The 16,754-nt window shown below is 42.3% G+C and carries 15 protein-coding genes; 9 read left to right on the top strand and 6 right to left on the bottom strand.

All coding sequences use genetic code 11. From position 1 onward, the window contains the following. Positions 1-38: 38 nt before the first annotated feature. Both ACRZ9O_RS05030 and ftsZ read left to right on the top strand, forming a co-directional pair. Entirely contained in the window at positions 39-1,517 is a 1,479-nt protein-coding gene (locus ACRZ9O_RS05030; RefSeq protein WP_459456968.1) for a M20/M25/M40 family metallo-hydrolase, read from the top strand. A 52-nt stretch (positions 1,518-1,569) separates the two neighbouring features. Further along, positions 1,570-2,847 carry a cell division protein FtsZ gene (ftsZ, locus tag ACRZ9O_RS05035; RefSeq protein ID WP_459456970.1) on the top strand — a complete coding sequence of 426 codons (1,278 nt, stop codon included), beginning with the start codon at positions 1,570-1,572 and terminating at the stop codon, positions 2,845-2,847. Here the strand turns inward: ftsZ and ACRZ9O_RS05040 are convergent. Beyond that, a complete protein-coding gene (locus ACRZ9O_RS05040) occupies positions 2,833-3,597 on the bottom strand; it encodes a copper homeostasis protein CutC (RefSeq protein ID WP_459456972.1) in 765 nt (254 codons plus the stop codon). The genes ftsZ and ACRZ9O_RS05040 overlap by 15 nt on opposite strands. A gap of 152 nt (positions 3,598-3,749) precedes the next feature. On the opposite strand from ACRZ9O_RS05040, the gene ACRZ9O_RS05045 reads away from it, so the two are divergent. Beyond that, complete coding sequence (locus ACRZ9O_RS05045) at positions 3,750-3,971, top strand: DUF2795 domain-containing protein (RefSeq protein WP_130895915.1); 222 nt, start codon at positions 3,750-3,752, stop codon at positions 3,969-3,971. Positions 3,972-3,973: 2 nt separating this feature from the next. On the opposite strand, the gene ACRZ9O_RS05050 is transcribed toward ACRZ9O_RS05045, so the two are convergent. Beyond that, positions 3,974-5,500, bottom strand: coding sequence for a glycerol-3-phosphate dehydrogenase/oxidase (locus ACRZ9O_RS05050; protein WP_459456974.1), 1,527 nt, complete (start codon positions 5,498-5,500; stop codon positions 3,974-3,976). 134 nt (positions 5,501-5,634) lie between these two features. Between ACRZ9O_RS05050 and ACRZ9O_RS05055 the strand changes: the two genes are divergently transcribed. From ACRZ9O_RS05055 to serS, 4 genes are all read left to right on the top strand, one after another. Further along, entirely contained in the window at positions 5,635-6,312 is a 678-nt protein-coding gene (locus tag ACRZ9O_RS05055) for a tetratricopeptide repeat protein (protein ID WP_459456975.1), read from the top strand. Positions 6,313-6,383: 71 nt separating this feature from the next. Continuing rightward, complete coding sequence (ribH, locus tag ACRZ9O_RS05060) at positions 6,384-6,860, top strand: 6,7-dimethyl-8-ribityllumazine synthase (RefSeq protein ID WP_459456976.1); 477 nt, start codon at positions 6,384-6,386, stop codon at positions 6,858-6,860. Positions 6,861-6,871: 11 nt separating this feature from the next. After that, positions 6,872-8,191, top strand: a complete 1,320-nt coding sequence (locus tag ACRZ9O_RS05065) for an aspartate kinase (RefSeq protein ID WP_459456977.1) — start codon at positions 6,872-6,874, stop codon at positions 8,189-8,191. Positions 8,192-8,201: 10 nt separating this feature from the next. Beyond that, positions 8,202-9,473, top strand: coding sequence for a serine--tRNA ligase (gene serS, locus ACRZ9O_RS05070; RefSeq protein ID WP_459456978.1), 1,272 nt, complete (start codon positions 8,202-8,204; stop codon positions 9,471-9,473). Here serS and ACRZ9O_RS05075 read toward each other — a convergent pair. Both ACRZ9O_RS05075 and ACRZ9O_RS05080 read right to left on the bottom strand, forming a co-directional pair. After that, on the bottom strand, positions 9,470-10,171 hold the full coding sequence (locus ACRZ9O_RS05075; RefSeq protein ID WP_459456979.1) for a response regulator transcription factor: 702 nt from the start codon (positions 10,169-10,171) through the stop codon (positions 9,470-9,472). The genes serS and ACRZ9O_RS05075 overlap by 4 nt on opposite strands. After that, on the bottom strand, positions 10,164-11,849 hold the full coding sequence (locus ACRZ9O_RS05080; RefSeq protein WP_459456980.1) for a sensor histidine kinase: 1,686 nt from the start codon (positions 11,847-11,849) through the stop codon (positions 10,164-10,166). The genes ACRZ9O_RS05075 and ACRZ9O_RS05080 overlap by 8 nt, the downstream gene beginning before the upstream one ends. 122 nt (positions 11,850-11,971) lie before the next feature. Here ACRZ9O_RS05080 and ACRZ9O_RS05085 point away from each other — a divergent pair, with 122 nt between their 5' ends. Beyond that, positions 11,972-12,763 carry a T9SS type A sorting domain-containing protein gene (locus ACRZ9O_RS05085; RefSeq protein ID WP_459456981.1) on the top strand — a complete coding sequence of 264 codons (792 nt, stop codon included), beginning with the start codon at positions 11,972-11,974 and terminating at the stop codon, positions 12,761-12,763. A 61-nt stretch (positions 12,764-12,824) separates the two neighbouring features. Here the strand turns inward: ACRZ9O_RS05085 and ACRZ9O_RS05090 are convergent, their stop codons facing one another. Together ACRZ9O_RS05090 and ruvB are read right to left on the bottom strand one after the other, a co-directional pair. Next, positions 12,825-14,927, bottom strand: coding sequence for a prolyl oligopeptidase family serine peptidase (locus tag ACRZ9O_RS05090; RefSeq protein WP_459456982.1), 2,103 nt, complete (start codon positions 14,925-14,927; stop codon positions 12,825-12,827). A gap of 9 nt (positions 14,928-14,936) precedes the next feature. Next, a complete protein-coding gene (gene ruvB, locus ACRZ9O_RS05095) occupies positions 14,937-15,962 on the bottom strand; it encodes a Holliday junction branch migration DNA helicase RuvB (protein ID WP_459456983.1) in 1,026 nt (341 codons plus the stop codon). Between the two features lie 88 nt (positions 15,963-16,050). Between ruvB and ACRZ9O_RS05100 the strand changes: the two genes are divergently transcribed. Then, on the top strand, positions 16,051-16,752 hold the full coding sequence (locus tag ACRZ9O_RS05100; RefSeq protein WP_459456985.1) for an MIP/aquaporin family protein: 702 nt from the start codon (positions 16,051-16,053) through the stop codon (positions 16,750-16,752). Positions 16,753-16,754 lie beyond the last annotated feature (2 nt).

A 16,754-nucleotide genomic window follows, 5' to 3' on the forward strand; every position in this document is an offset into this window, starting at 1 on the left:
AAAAGGCCTACATTTAAAGTGATAATTCAAAATTACCTATGAGAAAATTGACCCTTGGAATATTAGCACTGTCTGTGACCCTTTTCGCTAGTTCATTTACTCCTGTGGAAGGAGAGGAAGAATGGAAAGAAGTTTTCAAAAAAATTAAAGAGGAAGTAGAGCTGCACTCTAAAGCGTATAGCACTTTAGGAGATGCATGCAAGACCATAGGACATAGGTTAACCGGAAGTGAAAAGGGGAAAAAAGCGGAAGAATATGCCTTTCGCTTACTTAAAGAATACGGTTTCAAGGATACAAAGTTTCAAGGATTTCAAGTTGAAGCCTGGGCTCGCGATACAGTCACATTATCCATTGCCCCCCCTAAATCAGATGATTTCAGAGAAGTGCCCGTGGTATCTTTGGCAATGACGCCCGTTGATGCAAACATAAAAGGAACCATAGTGGACCTCGGTAATGGCCTTGATGCCGATTACATTGGCAAAGACGTGAAAGGCAAAGTCGTATTAGCAAACATTGGCCTTTTAGAGGCTGCAGCAGGAACAAAAAATTTACACCGCTCTGAAAAGACCGCTTTAGCGATTCAACACGGAGCCATGGGAGTTATATTTGTAAATACCGTCAAAGGTCAGGTGTTATTAACGGGTACGGCTTCCGTTACCGGAAATTTAATTTCGATTCCAGCGGTTTGTATTTCCTTAGAAAATGGGACAGAGATCAGAAATTGGATGAAAGACCAACCCGGTCTTTTGAGTTTAATTGAAATGCATAATGTAAGCAAACCGATTAAAGCTCGAAACGTAGTAGCCACCCTAAAAGGAACAAGCACGAAATTAAGGAATGAGAAAATCATCATCGGTGGACACCTAGATTCTTGGGATTTAGCGACTGGTGCGATTGACAATGGAATTGGCTCATTCTCCGTGTTAGACGTAGCAAGAACCTTTAAAGCGTTAGGATTAAGTAGCAAGCGAACGATTGAATTCGTTGCCTTTATGGGAGAGGAAGAAGGATTATTAGGTTCTAAGGCTTATGTGGAACGGGCTAAAAAACTAGGAGAACTGGATGAAATAGTATATATGATTAATCTAGATATGACCAATAATGTCCGTGGTTTTAATGGTGGTGGTCGTGATGAAATGATGCCGATTTTGAAATCTATTGGAGATCAAATCAAGGCAATTGATGGAGCTTTTGGCAATCAATTAGTAAATGCTCCAGGTTTGCATTCCGACAACCAGACTTTCCTGATGGAAGGAATTCCAGCGGCCGATCCGATGGGAAGCTTAACTCGCAGTGTGTTAGATTGCTACCATGCAAATTGTGATGATTTCAGCTTAGTGAATAAAAATGAGATGGAGAATACGGTGAAATACACTTCCATGCTTCTGTATGCGCTAGGCAATCTAGAACAAATTCCTGCTAAGAAATTAGACTTCTATTCTACAAAAGAATTCTTCATAAAGCACAACCTGCGCCATGAGTTAGAATTAGGAAACGAATGGCGTTGGGGGAATTAAAATATTAGCAGAATTCTATTATTTTTACGTCTTAGAAAATTTTAATTGACCTATGAGTAGCCAAAATCCTTCCTTTTTTAACCATCAAATCGAAGTAGTACCTGAAACATCTTTCAAATCTATCATCAAGGTGATTGGAATTGGGGGTGGCGGATCCAATGCGGTGAAGCACATGGACAACCTAAAAATCAAAGGGGCTGATTTGATCATTTGCAATACGGATTCACAGGCTTTGGCTTCGAATTCAGTACGCACGAAGATTAAATTAGGCGAACAAGGTTTAGGAGCTGGAACGGATCCAGAGGTAGGAAAACAGGCCGCTCAAGAAAGTCAAGAGAAGATCAAAGCAGTTCTTTCGAACGAAACTAAAATGGTTTTCATCACCGCAGGTATGGGTGGTGGAACGGGTACTGGGGCTGCACCAGTCGTAGCAGAAATCGCTAGAGACCGCGATTTATTAACGGTGGCGGTTGTTTCATTCCCCTATAATTGGGAAGGAAAAGAGAAAATCCAATATGCTAGAGACGGAATTGAAGAACTAAAGGCGTATTGCGATACGGTTTTGGTGATCATGAACGATAAAATATCAGAACACTACAAGGATTTAGCGGTAAAACACGCCTTTGCAAAAGCAGATGACGTATTAGCAAAAGCGGTAAAATCAGTGGTAGATGTAATTGCTAAACCAGGCGATATCAACACGGACTTTATGGACGTGAAAAAGGTGTTAACCAATGCTGGCCAGGCAATGATGAGTTCAGCTTTAGGTAAGGGTGAAGAAAGGGCAAAGGCAGCTATCGTCGAGGCTTTGAACTCTCCTCTATTGAATTCACAAGAAATCAAAGGGGCTAAACGCATCTTAGTGACCGTATCTACAAGCAGCGAAAAGGATTTGTTGATTTGGGAAAAAGATGCGATTATCGAATACCTAAATGAGCGAATAGATGCGCAGGCAGATATGGTAAAATTCGGATTCTCAACGGATGAAGAATTGGGTGACGATTTATATTTAACAGTTATCGCTGCCGGTTTTGAGCAAGATTCGAGTGGAATGGATGGCGGAATGCGTAAAATGGTGAAAAAAGCCGCTCCTGTATTCTTGAATCCTGGCGATAGCGTTGAATTAGATGGCGAAATAGAATCCGCTACACCAGCATCTGCAGATTCAGAAGAAGCACGTTTTGCTTTGATGATTGAGCAATTCAAAAACGGTAGCGTTTCTGATTCAGAATTTAAAATCCCTACATTTAGACGGACCGAAGTAGGATTGTATGACATTTCGACTATGCCAGAAAAGGCATGGCAAACGACAGATTTATTTGCTGAATAAGTCTTGAATTTTAAGGATAGCCGCTCGAATGATTTCTTCACTCGAGTAGGCTACCTCGAACTCAGAGATCTCCGCCACTCCACCCATTGAAATCCCTGGACGTCTGTATTCCATTTGTGAATTTCGCGTTGTTCTCGCACTGAGGTGAATTGCATCCACGCCGATTTGAACGAATTCTAAACAATTTACCGGATTCACACCACTACCGGCCATAATTTGAATTCGTCCTTTAGAGGCCGCTACTAATTTGGCTAGATTCTCTATTCCATCCAAAGCTTTATTTTTTCCTCCCGATGTTAATATTCGATTAAACCCAAGCGCTATTAATTCCTCCATCACTTGAATCGGATCTCTTGCTACGTCAATTGCTCGGTGACAAGTCAGCTCCCGGTCACCTGCTATTTCTCGAAACTCTCGCATAAATTCGACATCCAAATCACCATTGGGTTTTAACGCCCCCATCACAATTCCATGCACCCCTTGCGCAATTAAGGAACGAGCCTCTGCCAGCATTGTTTGCTTTTCGGAGTCGTCGTAAACAAAATCCCCTCCTCGAGGACGAACCATCGCATGAATCTCTAGCGTAGTCAAGTTTAGCGCTTGTTCCACTAACCCAGCACTTGGTGTAGTTCCACCTTCCCAAGGGGAAGCACAAAGTTCCACCCGTTGTGCCCCCGCTCGATCTGCTGCGAGACAAGAAAATAAAGAATAAGCACAGACTTCTACTGAAACAGGGGTCGATGGGAGCATAAAAGCGGGGTTAAATCAAGGTTTTGATAATTAATGAAAATTTAAAAAATAAATCTTTCATAAATACATTTTTATTTTACTTTTGCACTTAGGAAGGGTTTAGATTTAACAAAAACCCCCGTGTATTTAGAAATAAAAATTAGCTATAAATTATGTATTGGACACTAGAACTTGCCTCCTACTTAGAAGACGCTCCTTGGCCAGCGTCAAAAGATGAATTAATTGACTTCGCAATCCGTACCGGATCTCCTTTGGAAGTAGTAGAAAACTTACAAGAATTAGAGGATGATGGTCAACCATTCGAAAGTATTGAAGAAATTTGGCCGGATTATCCGACAAAAGACGACTTCTTCTTTAATGAAGATGAATATTAAAATTAAGAGGCGAAAGCCTCTTTTTTTGTGGCCTGCAGTTTCTTCGCTAAGGATTCATCTCGTAAGGAAACACCCCAGCGACGTGCCAAAACATCCTCCCATTTTTCCGCCATTTCGTGCTTCTTTAAGTATTCCAATTCCCCGTTAAGATAGGGTTCGCCTGGTAACAAACGATCCGCTCCATAAGCATAAACTTCCCCTGCCGCAGGCCCATAAAGCTCACTTAGGTGTGCGACTATATCATCTGGTACACCGGAAGGTAACTCCAATGAAGCGAGAGAGACAAGCGAATGGTCTTTTGTCAAACAAGGTTTAGCTGCACTATGCAAAACTTCCTTTTCCAATACATCCAATGTATCTGAGGCCATTACGCGATAAGTCGTCCACTTGCCGCCCATAATACTGACTAGTTTAGACCGCCCGTCCACTTCCACCTCGTGATCGCGCACTAAAGATTTAGTATCCGTATTCATCGCTGAATCGAGCTGGACTTGTAAGAGGGGTCTTTGGCCTACAAATGTGGCACTGATGTCCGCTATAGATGCCTTCTTAGCTGAATAGCGGTTGAAATAAGAAACTAAATACTCCTTTTCATCCTCCGAAATCACTGGATTATCCGAAAGAATATCTGGGTCATCGGTCGTCCCTACCAGCACTGAACCGCGCCAAGGAATCACAAAAATAACCCGACCGTCATCCGTTTTAGGAATCAATAAGGCGGTTTCTCCTTGCCAAAACTCAATAGGCAATACGATATGTGCCCCTCGACTCACCTTCATTCGAGGTTTCAAACGGGGATTTGCGAGCTCCCGAACTGAATCCGTAAAGGGCCCCGTGGCATTTACAACCGCTTTCACCGGAATTATGTAGGTGGTTTCTGACCGAAGGTCAGAGAAAAGTACTTTCTTTATTTTTAGACTCTTAGTACTTAATTCAAATGAATCCAAACGCGCGTAATTCAAAACACAGGCCCCTAAACGCTCTGCCTCTTTTAAAATCGCTAAGGCATAACGTGCATCATTCAATTGTCCATCATAATACAATACACCCCCTCTCAAATGATGAGATTCAATGGAAGGAAATTCAGATTGTATCTCTTTTTTACTTAGTCCGCGGCTAGATTTTAGGTTCGTACTGCCAGAGATTTTATCATATAACCACATCCCGATTCGATAGTACCAGCGTTCCCAGCGCGTATAGCAAGGGGTTAATAAACCGAGAGGATGGGCTAAATGGGGGGCATTTTGAAGTAAGGTCTTGCGTTCGTGCAAGGCTTTATAGACCATTTTAAATTGATGCCAATCCAAATTCCGAACCGCTTGTTCTAAGTAGCGCACGCCACCATGGACTAATTTGGTCGATTTAGAGGAAGTTTGACTAGCAAAATCTCCCTTTTCAATTAAGAGCACTTTATAACCACGCAAGATGGCATCTAGCGCAACTCCAGCACCTGTCGCACCTCCTCCTATGATACAAATATCAAAAGACTCATGGAGTTTAAGGAGTTGGTCAGGGCGATTAAAGGACATATAGGTTTATTTACCCCAAATTTGAAAAATAAAATGCAAAAGATTCCATTTAAATGGATAAAAATGAAAGAGATTTTATAATTTTGCAGTCCTTTGGCACCTATAACAATCTGCCAAGCGAATTAATGACCCTTATGGCAAAGAAAGAAAAAGTAGAATCGATTGAAATTATTGAGAGCCCAGAAGCGCTTCAGCAAGAAGTTTCTAAAGTCACTGAATTAGTAGACAAAAATAAAACGAGCGTAGCAACAATCCTTGGAGTTGTAGTTCTGGCTGTTGCGGCTTATTTCGGATACCAATGGTATTCCAATACACAAGACGCAGAAGGCGAAAAGAAGTTATATAAAGCGGTTTACGCCTTTGAATCAGATTCTTTAGCGGCTGCAGCAAAAGATTTAGCGAAAGTATCAGATGAGTTTGGTGGAAATACACAAAACTTAGCTGATCTATATTTAGGTATTACCTTATTAAAGCAAGGTAAATTTGATCAGTCAATCGAGAAATTGAAAAACTTCTCAAGCTCGGATTTATTAGTTCAAGCACGTGCTTACTCGTTAATCGGGGATGCGTATTCAGAAAAGAAATCTTTCGCTGATGCCATCGATTACTACAAGAAAGCAGCGGAGCATAAGCCGAACAAATTCTTTACTCCTACCTATTTGTTAAAATTAGCGAACGCTTACGAAGCAAATAAACAAGTGAAAGAAGCAGTAGATACGTATTCCATCATCGTAGAGAAATACGGTCAATCGGCTGAGTCGATCCCTGCGAAGAAATACAAAGCGATCTTAGAAAGCTCTATCTCTGAATAATTTTTAGAACAGATTATAGGATGAGGGATAAGAGCTTGAGCTTTTATCCCTTGTTTTTTTAACCCCCTTTTATGTCTTCAGCATTAAAAAACTTAAGCGATTTTACAACGGATAATCTACCGGATGTCTCGGGTAAAACCTTTGCCATCGTCGTATCTGAATGGAATACCGACGTGACACACGCCTTGTATACAGGTGCATACGATACGCTATTGAAGTACGGGGCAAAAGAAGAAAATATTATTAGTGCCAAAGTACCTGGTAGTTTCGAATTAAGCCTAGGCGCTCAGAAGATGGCGCAACAGGCGAACATTGATGCAGTCATTTGTCTAGGCTGCGTCATTCAAGGAGAAACGAGACACTTTGATTTCATCTGCCAAGCAGTAGCGGATGGGATTACGAATGTGAGTTTGAAATATGACAAGCCGGTGATTTTTGGGGTGTTAACACCTAATACGCAAGAACAAGCGATGGATCGTGCAGGCGGAAAACATGGAAATAAAGGCGATGAGGCGGCCATTACTGCCATCAAAATGTTAGGAATATAATACGAGAACATATGCAAGTTTGGAAATTTGGAGGTACCTCCGTAGGAAAACCCGAGAGAATGAAATCGATCCGTCAATTAATTACGGAAGATGGCCAACCCAAAATCGTGGTACTTTCTGCTCTTTCTGGCAGTACGAATACCCTGCTATCGATTTCAGAATCACTCAATGCGGGTAATCTGTCAGAAGCAAAGGCAAAAGCAAGCGAATTGCGCGCGCATTACGATCAATTCTTAACCGAATTATATAGCACTCCTGCGGGTCTTGGTCAAGGCCAAGCGATTGTAGCGAAAGAATTTGAATTCATTGATAGCCTAATCGCTACTTCTCCATACACGGTGAAGCAGGAAAAGGAAATGGTCGCTTTAGGCGAATTGCTTTCCACCCAAATTTTTGAAGCGTTTTTGCAAGAAGAGGGCATCAGCTCCGCTTTGTTACCAGCCTTGGATTTCATGGTGATCGACGAAGACAATGAACCCATTTTAAAGGTTATCGAACAAAAACTAGCGGCAGTTTTAGCTCCCGTAAAGGATAAGCAAATCTTTGTTACGCAAGGTTTCATCTGCCGCAACCCAACTGGTGAAGTGGATAACTTGAAGCGTGGTGGATCGGATTATACAGCATCGCTTATTGGAGGTGCGATTCAGGCGGAGGAAGTCCAGATTTGGACGGACATCGATGGAATGCATAATAACGATCCACGTATTGTGAAGAACACGTTTCCTATCCGCGAGCTTTCGTTCGCTGAGGCGGCAGAATTAGCGTATTTTGGCGCTAAGATTCTACACCCGAGCACCATTACGCCCGCAAAATTGAAAGGAGTTCCAGTACGGTTGAAGAACACGATGGAGCCGAGTGCTTTTGGAACTTTGATATCAGAAAAATCGACTGATGTAGAAATCAAAGCGATCGCCGCGAAGGATAATATTACTGCGATATACATTCACTCGACACGTATGTTGAATGCCTATGGCTTCTTGAAACGCGTATTTGAAGTGTTTGAAAAATACAAAACGCCGGTGGATATGATCACGACTTCAGAAGTTTCTGTCAGTGTGACCATCGACCAAACGACGCATTTAGATGCGATCATGAGTGAATTACGTGAATTTGCAGAATTAGAAGATCCAGATATGAACCAGGTGATTATCTGCATCGTGGGTAATTTCTGGGCAGATAAAGAGGGCATTGCCATTAAGGTATTAGAAGCGATCAAGAAAATTCCTATTCGAATGATTTCGTATGGCGCTTCGGAGCACAACATCTCTTTATTAGTGGATGCTTCCCACAAGAATGACGCATTAAACGCATTAAACGAAGGACTTTTCTAAAAACCGAGCTATGTTAACCTTACCCTTTATTCGCGCGAATCAAGAAACCACGATCGCCGGTTTACAAAAGAAGCATTTTGCCAATGCTGCGGAAATCGTCGCGAAATTGATCGCACAAGATGATCAACGCAAAGCTCTTTTGCAACAAGCTGAATCCGCTTTAGAGAAATCAAACGCAGCAGCGAAAGAAATCGGGGCATTAATGCAATCCGGCCAAAAAGAATTAGCCGAAGGCAAGCGTGCTGAAACGTCTGCCTTAAAAGCATCGATTAAGGAAATGGAAGAGGCTGCAAAAGCCGCAGAGAAAGAGTTAACCGATTTATTAGTCACTCTGCCTAACCTTCCCCACAGCTCTGTGCCACAAGGCAAAACGGCGGATGACAATGAAGTCGTTTTGACCTGGGGTTCTGTTCCAGTGCTCCCAGCAGACGCAGAGCCACACTGGGATTTGATCAAGAAATACGATATCATCGATTTCGATTTAGGCAATAAAATTACAGGGGCTGGATTCCCTGTGTACAAGGGAAAAGGGGCTCGTTTACAACGCGCATTAATTAATTTCTTTCTAGATGAAGCAATCAAAGCGGGTTATTATGAGATTCAACCTCCGATTTTGATTAATGAAGATTCGGGTTTTGGGACAGGACAATTGCCGGATAAAGAAGGCCAAATGTATGTCACTAAAGAGGAAGGCTTATTCTTAATTCCGACGGCTGAAGTGCCTATCACGAACTTATACCGTGATGTCATCGTCAATGAGAAAGAATTACCGATTAAAAATGTGGGCCATACGCCTTGTTTCCGTCGTGAAGCAGGATCCTGGGGTGCACACGTGCGTGGCTTAAACCGCTTGCATCAATTTGACAAGATCGAAATTGTTCAAATCCATAAGCCAGAAAACTCGTATGCGGCTCTAGAAGAAATGTCGCTACACGTTCAGGGATTACTTCAAAAACTAGGATTGCACTACCGTGTCTTGCGTCTATGCGGTGGAGATATGGGATTTGCTTCGGCCTTAACCTATGACATGGAAGCTTGGTCAGGCGCCCAAAACCGTTGGTTAGAGGTAAGTTCTGTCAGTAACTTCGAAACCTTCCAAGCGAATCGCTTGAAGTTGAGAACGAAAATCGATGGAAAATCGATCTTATGCCACACGTTGAATGGATCGGCTTTGGCCCTACCTCGTATCGTAGCGTCTATCTTAGAAAACAACCAAGGACCTGACGGAATCAAGATTCCAGAGGCTCTTGTTCCTTATACCGGCTTTACGCACATTAACTAAAGCCCTTCTACACTCAATCGAAAACCCTCGCCGTGCAGATTCAACAGCTGGACGCGAGGGTCTTCTTTTAGCATCTTGCGTAGTTTGGTCATGTAGACGTCCATACTTCTCGCGTTGAAATACGTATCGTCTCCCCAAATCAATTTCAATGCATAACTGCGACTAACCGGACGACCTAGGTTCTCGCACAAAAGCTTCATTAATTCGTTCTCTTTAGGTGTAAACTTTAATTCTGTTTCTCCGATGCTCAAACGCATTTTACCCGGAGTGTAGGTGTAATTTCCTAAGGCTATTTCGTCCGCTAAACTAGGCACAGACTTATCTGAATGACTTCTGCGCAGAATAGCCTCCATTCGAGCTACCAACACCTCCATGGAGAATGGCTTCGTCAAATAATCATCTGCCCCTACTTTGAAGCCATGCAAGGTGTCTTCCTCCATCGATTTCGCCGTTAAGAAAATGATGGGTACTTGTTGGTGGTTTGCTCTGATGTCTTTTGCCAAAGAAAAACCATCTTTCTTGGGCATCATCACGTCTAACAGACATAAATCGAAGTTTCCCTTCACGAAAAGATCAAGCGCTTCGTCCCCATTTTGGGCCCAGGAAACAGCATATCCTTTCTTTTTCAAGAATTCGGTTAATAACAATCCCAAATTAGGATCATCCTCCGCAACTAAAATTTCCGGCGTTTTAGACATAGGGCAAATAGATTTCAAATGTACTTCCTTCTCCTAATTTACTTTTTACAGTCACTTTCCCTTCGTGGGCTTCGACTATTTTTCTCACATAGCTTAGTCCTAAACCGAAGCCCTTCACATTGTGTACATTCCCAGTAGGCACGCGGTAAAAGGCATCAAAAATATTGTTAAGCGCTTCTTTCGGCATTCCCATTCCATGATCTTTCACAGCTATTAAAATGCCTTGATCCTGCGGACGGGCTTCGATTTCGACTTGAGGATTGGAGGGGCTATACTTCACCGCATTATCTAATAAATTATTTAATACATTGGAAATATGTACCTCATCGAGTGAAATAGATGCTGGTAAATCCGCTATATGTAAGGTTAAGCTTCCATTTACAGAATCAAGCAATGGCCCATTTATCTCGGCTACATGATGTATTAAGGCTGCCAAATCTACAGACTTGCGTTTGAGCGTGATCTCTTCGCGTTCCATTTGGGCAGTCTGCAAAACGCGTTCCACCTGCTGTCCTAAGCGGGTATTCTCTTCTTTAATAATGCCCAAATAACGCAACATCGACTCATTTTTACCCGGCTTCAATTCCTCTTGTAACAACTGAGTAGCTAAGGAAATCGAGGTGATAGGCGTCTTAAACTCGTGCGTCATGTTATTGATGAAATCATTCTTCACTGTGGCTAGTTTCTTTTGACGTAAAATGGTCAAAACCGCAAAATAAAAACAACCGATCATCACGAGCAATAACAAACCTGACCCGGCTAAACTAAGACCCATCGTTTGCCAAATAAAGGCAGCACTATCTGGAAAATAAATTTTCAGGACGTTTTTAGATGGATGAAGATCATTTGGAAATAAATCCGCTTCAAATACTTTCTTTTGGTCCTTAATTTCAGGAGATGAGGTGTAAATCCATGATTTAGGTGAATTTTGAATGCCAAAAGAGTAGCCTAGCGAAACTCCTTTATCATGCAATTCTTTTTGAATCAAACTATCTAAGTAGGCAGGTTGGAGACGTTGTAGAATCGGCCTTTCCTTGAATAAAAAGTCAGAAAATACCTCTTTCGCTAGCTGAGTTTTCTTCAAAACCTTCTCTAAATCTGCCCGCTCAGATTTCTCTTTTTCCAGTTTTTTCAATGACTGAGAATTTTTATCCTCTTGACTCTGATTCTGACGGTCAGGTCTACGTCTCATTTTTTGCAGCGCTTTCATTTGTTCCCGCTTAAACATCCGATTCATAGCAGCCTGTGCCTTTAGGCGTTGACGCATTTCCTCCGGATCTTCATCCACCGTATATTCTTCCGTTACCTCAGCCAATTGCCCATTTGGTAACATGAATGATTTCTGAACAAATACGACTTGTTGCTGGGGAGGTAACAGGATAGGATGCTCTTCTGCAGAGGCACTTTCTGTTACGGGAGAGGGAATAACCTTCTTTTTAGGTTTAACGGGAGGATTTGCAGCGATGGCATCAAGCCTTTTTTGACGTTCAGCAATGACTAAAATTTCCTGCTTTTCTAGTTTTCTTACTACTTGCTCAAGACTATTCCGGACATCTTTAGCAAAATTCTCCTGCTTCGTTTCTAACATAAAACGCAACCAATAGGCTTGAAACCCAATTAATCCTAATAGGGCAAAAGACATCAAGGCAATCAATAAGCGAATTTTACGTTTCGACATAGGGTCAATAATTGAATGCAAATGTAAGAGATAAAAAGCAGCCACTCATCACATTAACACTCTTTAACATTTTCGATACGAAGGCTTTTTGTAAGTTTGCACCGGATCAAAAACCAAATTTCATGAAATACCTATTCATTACCGCTTTAGCCGTTTGCATGTCAACAACCGCTTTTGCACAAGAAAAGAAAGAAGCTACTGTTAAAATTGTTATCAATGAAAACGGTAAAGAACGCGTCATTGAGAAAAAATTCAGTGATTTAGATCAAGCAGATGCCGAGCTGAAAAAGATGTCAGATTCACTTGACATTAATGTAACGGCTTCTGGTGGAAAGAAGAAAATCATTCGCGTTGATGTAAATAAATCTCATTCAACGATTTCAGACCAGCCAGGCAATGTCATCATCGAAAGAATCGAAGGAGGACCTCAGGGTGGTGCTGACAAGCGCGTGATTATTCGTAAAGGTGGACCAGGAATGGCCCCTAATGCTCCGGGAGCCCATGGAAATGAGCCTAAAGTGATGATCTTTCGAGGAGAAGGTGGTCCAGAAGGAATGCCGAAGGAATTCTCCTTTGAAATGGATGGCCCTATGGGTGGTGGACCAGGAATGAAAATGAAAGGTTTACGGAAAATGATGAAAGAAAATGGATCTAAAACTATCCAAGGTCTTTCAGGAAAACAAAATCAACCATTCAATGGCAAATTAAATGTTCGTTTTAAGGCTCCTGCAAAAGGAAATGTAACGATTGCAGTTTCTGATGTGAACGGAAAAGAAATTGCTACAGAAACTGTGAAAGATTTCCAAGGCGACTATTTAGGTCAAATTGACTTAAAGAAAGCCAGTGCTGGAATTTATTTCTTACGTGTTACGCAAGGAAACGACGGCGCCGTTAGAAGAGTAGAAGTAAAATAATCCGCTTAAGGTTTGAAAATGAAAAAGCCTGGAGATTTATTTCCAGGCTTTTTCTATTTTATTACTTGCCCATGTTGTAGAGGACAAAGGCATAGGAGTCAGCCGTCAGCTCAATCAACTTCGCTGTGTTAGAAGAACCATGACCACTATTCGTATCTATCCGAATAATCATGGGCTTAGCAGCGGTATTCTTCTCTTGAAGTGTTGCTGCATATTTGAAGGAGTGAGCTGGTACCACACGGTCATCGTGATCGGATGTAAAGACCATCGTGGCAGGATAGTTCATCGCCTTGATATTATGCAAGGGCGAATAGGCATGCAAAGCTTTGAATTCATCTGCATTATCGCTGCTGCCGTAATCTGCGACCCAGTTCCAACCGATGGTAAATTTTTGGAAACGTAACATATCCATCACTCCTACACCAGGTAATGCAGCCGCAAACAAATCTGGACGCTGGTTAATCGCTGCACCCACTAATAAGCCCCCATTCGAACGACCTGAAGCTGCTAAATAAGCAGGTGAGGTGTATTTTTCGCGTATCAAATATTCTGCTCCCGCAATGAAATCATCAAATACATTTTGCTTTTTCAATTTCATACCCGCTTCGTGCCATTTCTCACCATATTCACTACCGCCTCGTAAATTCGCCACCACATAGATACCTCCTTTTTCTAACCAAGGAATCAAACTCGCAGAAAAGGAAGGAGTAGAACTGATATTAAATCCACCATAACCATACAGAATCGTTGGGTTTTTGCCGTTCATCTGAATCCCCTTTTTGCTCACAATGAACATAGGTACTTGGGTACCGTCTTTCGACGGATAGAATTTTTGAATAACGGTATAATCCGATGGATCGAAAGCTAACGTAGGTTTTTGGAACACAGTTGAAGCGTTTGTCGCTAAATCATAGCGGTAAATCGTAGGAGGGAAATTGAACGAAGAATACGTATAGAAGGTAAATTTATCCTCCTTCTCTCCGCCAAATCCACCGGCATTTCCTAAACCTGGTAAACTAACCGAACCTAATTCTTTACCGTTGTAATCGTAGCTAATTACGCGAGAGGTTACATCCTTCAAATAGTTCAAGAACAAACGTTTGCCCACGGTATTTACTCCTTGTAAGGGCTCAGGCTTTTCAGTAACGATGGTTTTCCAATTTGCCTTTTCTGGACGCATTGGATCCACGCGGACAATTTTCTTGTTCGGTGCCCCTTCATTGGTTTCTAAAATCAACACATCGCCATCGTTATCCACGATGCTAAAATCGTATTTACCTGGCTCCGCTACTATCGCTTTGAATTTCGTTTCCTTCTTAGCCGCATCCATAATCCACAAGGCATTGCCATCTAAACCTTTTCCGCGATCGGAAATCGTCAAGAACGCAAAGCGCTCATCATCGGAAGTACTCACCGTGTGGAATCGCTGCGGGTTTTTAGGATCCTCATAGATCAATTGATCTTGTGATTGCGGGGTGCCCACCGTGTGAAACCATACTTGGTGGTTCTCGTTTTTCGTACTCAACTCTTTTCCCTTTCCAGGGTCTGGATAGCGCGAGTAATAGAAGCCATTGCCTTTCCATGCCACACCGCTTACCTTAACCCAACTCAACTCATCTGCTAGGTTTTTACCTGTGTCCATATCACGTACATAATACGTTTGCCAGTCACTGCCACTCAGACTTAAACCTACACAGGCATATTTGCCTGTTTTGTTTAAAGAGAATACCGTTAGACGAGTTGTGCCGTCTTTAGATAAGGTGTTTGGATCGATAACCTGCTCTGGTTTTCCGTTTAAGCCTTTTTGACGATAAAGAACCGATTGATTCTGCAAACCAGAATTCTTATAGAAATAATACCATTCGCCTTTGCGAGATGGTGCAGAGATTTTCTCGTAATTACTAAGCGCTTCGATACGCTTTTTGAACTCCTCACGAAGTGGAATTTGGTTTAAATAGCCAAAACTTACCTCGTTTTGCGCCTTCACCCATGCTTTTGTTTCTTCGCTATTATCGTCTTCTAACCAGCGATACGGATCTGCTACTTGCGTTCCATGGTAGTTGTCGACGTGATCGATTTTCTTTGTTTGAGGGTATTTCATTTGGGCCAAAGCAGACACAGAAACAAGCATCATTCCTGCGATGAATAATTTTCTTTTTAACATAGGTGTAGATTAAAATAAAGATCCCGTTTCGGCTCTTGGAGCAATCCCCACATGGCGATATGCTTTTTCTGTAGCCTCACGACCTCGAGAGGTACGTTTCAAGAATCCTTCTTGTATTAAAAATGGTTCATATACTTCTTCAATGGTTTCAGCCTCCTCACCACAAGCCGTAGCAATCGTGGTCAAGCCGACGGGACCACCTTTGAATTTCTCAATAATGGTTAATAGAATACGGTTGTCCATCTCGTCTAAACCGTTTTGATCTACATCCAATGCATTTAAGGCAATCTCTGCGATCTTCACGTCGATGGATCCATCCCCTTTCATTTGGGCGAAGTCGCGCGTACGACGCAATAAATTATTCGCAATGCGCGGCGTTCCACGGCTACGTCGGGCGATTTCATAAGCACCGGATTCATCAATAGGCATGTCTAATATAGCAGCTGAACGCTTCACGATTTTGGTCAATAAAGCAGCGTCATAATATTCTAACCGGGCATTAATCCCAAAACGAGCACGTAATGGAGAGGTCAAAAGACCTGCTCTTGTTGTCGCGCCTATCAAGGTAAATGGATTTAGACCGATTTGAATACTGCGTGCATTAGGCCCAGAATCCAACATGATATCAATCTTGTAATCCTCCATCGCAGAATACAAGTATTCCTCCACGATAGGGTTCAAACGGTGAATTTCATCAATAAATAATACGTCATATGGCTGTAAATTCGTTAACAAGCCCGCTAAATCAGAAGGTTTATCGAGGACTGGCCCAGACGAAATTTTCAAGCTAGAGCCTAATTCATTAGCGATGATGTGTGACAAGGTGGTCTTACCTAATCCCGGAGGACCGTGTAATAAAACGTGATCTAATGCCTCTTCGCGTGCTTTTGCTGCACCTACAAAGATCTGCAGATTGTCTACGATTTTTCCTTGACCCGAGAAATCCAAAAAGCTCAATGGCCGCAGGGCCTTATCAAACTCCTTTTCTTGCGGGTTCAAAGATTCTGAATCCCCGGTTAAATAATCTTCACGCATCGTCGAATTATCAAATTGAAATCAAAGATAATTTTTTTATTGAGAAGATTTTATAGTTTTGGAAAACCAAAAATCTGAACCTCAACCTATGTCATCTATTTTCATCGGCGAACTCGCTGGAACAGCTACCCTATTATACCTCGGAAATGGCGTTGTTGCCAATATGTTATTAAAAGATACAAAAGGAAGTGGCACAGGCTTATTAGCCATTGCTGCGGCCTGGGCCTTCGCCGTAACCATCGCTATCTATGTTTCTACCTATTTCGGCAGTTCTGGCGCTCACTTAAATCCCATCGTGACCATCGCAGGTTGCGTAAAATCGGGTGATTGGAGCTTATTCCCTACGTTTATCGGGGCTCAGCTTTTAGGTGCCATGTTAGGCCAATTATTAGTTTGGTTGCACTACAAACCTCATTATGATGTAACAGAGGATAAAGGGGCGATTCGTGCTTCATTTTGTACTGATCCCGCTATTAAAAACACCCCCTTTAATTTCATTTCTGAAGCTTTTGCCTCTGCGCTAGCTGTAGTTGCATTAGGTACTTTCTCCACGATTGAAACAGGTCTGGGGCCTTTCTTGGTGGGAATTTTAGTCTGGGCTGTTGGCCTTGGATTAGGGGGAACAACAGGCTATGCGATTAATCCGGCTCGTGATTTAGGCCCTCGGATCATGCACGCTATTTTACCCATACCCAATAAAGGAGATTCAGGCTGGGAATATGCGTGGATTCCGGTGTTAGGACCAGCGGCGGGAGCTGTTTTAGGTGCTTATATTTTGACCCTCAACTAATA

The sequence above is a fragment of the Aquirufa sp. HETE-40SA genome, assembly GCF_054558635.1.

Bases quoted from the DNA above. Each gene is read 5' to 3' on its own strand.
- ACRZ9O_RS05030 (WP_459456968.1), top strand. From the start codon at position 39: ATGAGAAAATTGACCCTTGGAATATTAGCACTGTCTGTGACCCTTTTC.
- ftsZ (WP_459456970.1), top strand. From the start codon at position 1,570: ATGAGTAGCCAAAATCCTTCCTTTTTTAACCATCAAATCGAAGTAGTA.
- ACRZ9O_RS05040 (WP_459456972.1), bottom strand. From the start codon at position 3,597: ATGCTCCCATCGACCCCTGTTTCAGTAGAAGTCTGTGCTTATTCTTTA.
- ACRZ9O_RS05045 (WP_130895915.1), top strand. From the start codon at position 3,750: ATGTATTGGACACTAGAACTTGCCTCCTACTTAGAAGACGCTCCTTGG.
- ACRZ9O_RS05050 (WP_459456974.1), bottom strand. From the start codon at position 5,500: ATGTCCTTTAATCGCCCTGACCAACTCCTTAAACTCCATGAGTCTTTT.
- ACRZ9O_RS05055 (WP_459456975.1), top strand. From the start codon at position 5,635: ATGGCAAAGAAAGAAAAAGTAGAATCGATTGAAATTATTGAGAGCCCA.
- ribH (WP_459456976.1), top strand. From the start codon at position 6,384: ATGTCTTCAGCATTAAAAAACTTAAGCGATTTTACAACGGATAATCTA.
- ACRZ9O_RS05065 (WP_459456977.1), top strand. From the start codon at position 6,872: ATGCAAGTTTGGAAATTTGGAGGTACCTCCGTAGGAAAACCCGAGAGA.
- serS (WP_459456978.1), top strand. From the start codon at position 8,202: ATGTTAACCTTACCCTTTATTCGCGCGAATCAAGAAACCACGATCGCC.
- ACRZ9O_RS05075 (WP_459456979.1), bottom strand. From the start codon at position 10,171: ATGTCTAAAACGCCGGAAATTTTAGTTGCGGAGGATGATCCTAATTTG.
- ACRZ9O_RS05080 (WP_459456980.1), bottom strand. From the start codon at position 11,849: ATGTCGAAACGTAAAATTCGCTTATTGATTGCCTTGATGTCTTTTGCC.
- ACRZ9O_RS05085 (WP_459456981.1), top strand. From the start codon at position 11,972: ATGAAATACCTATTCATTACCGCTTTAGCCGTTTGCATGTCAACAACC.
- ACRZ9O_RS05090 (WP_459456982.1), bottom strand. From the start codon at position 14,927: ATGTTAAAAAGAAAATTATTCATCGCAGGAATGATGCTTGTTTCTGTG.
- ruvB (WP_459456983.1), bottom strand. From the start codon at position 15,962: ATGCGTGAAGATTATTTAACCGGGGATTCAGAATCTTTGAACCCGCAA.
- ACRZ9O_RS05100 (WP_459456985.1), top strand. From the start codon at position 16,051: ATGTCATCTATTTTCATCGGCGAACTCGCTGGAACAGCTACCCTATTA.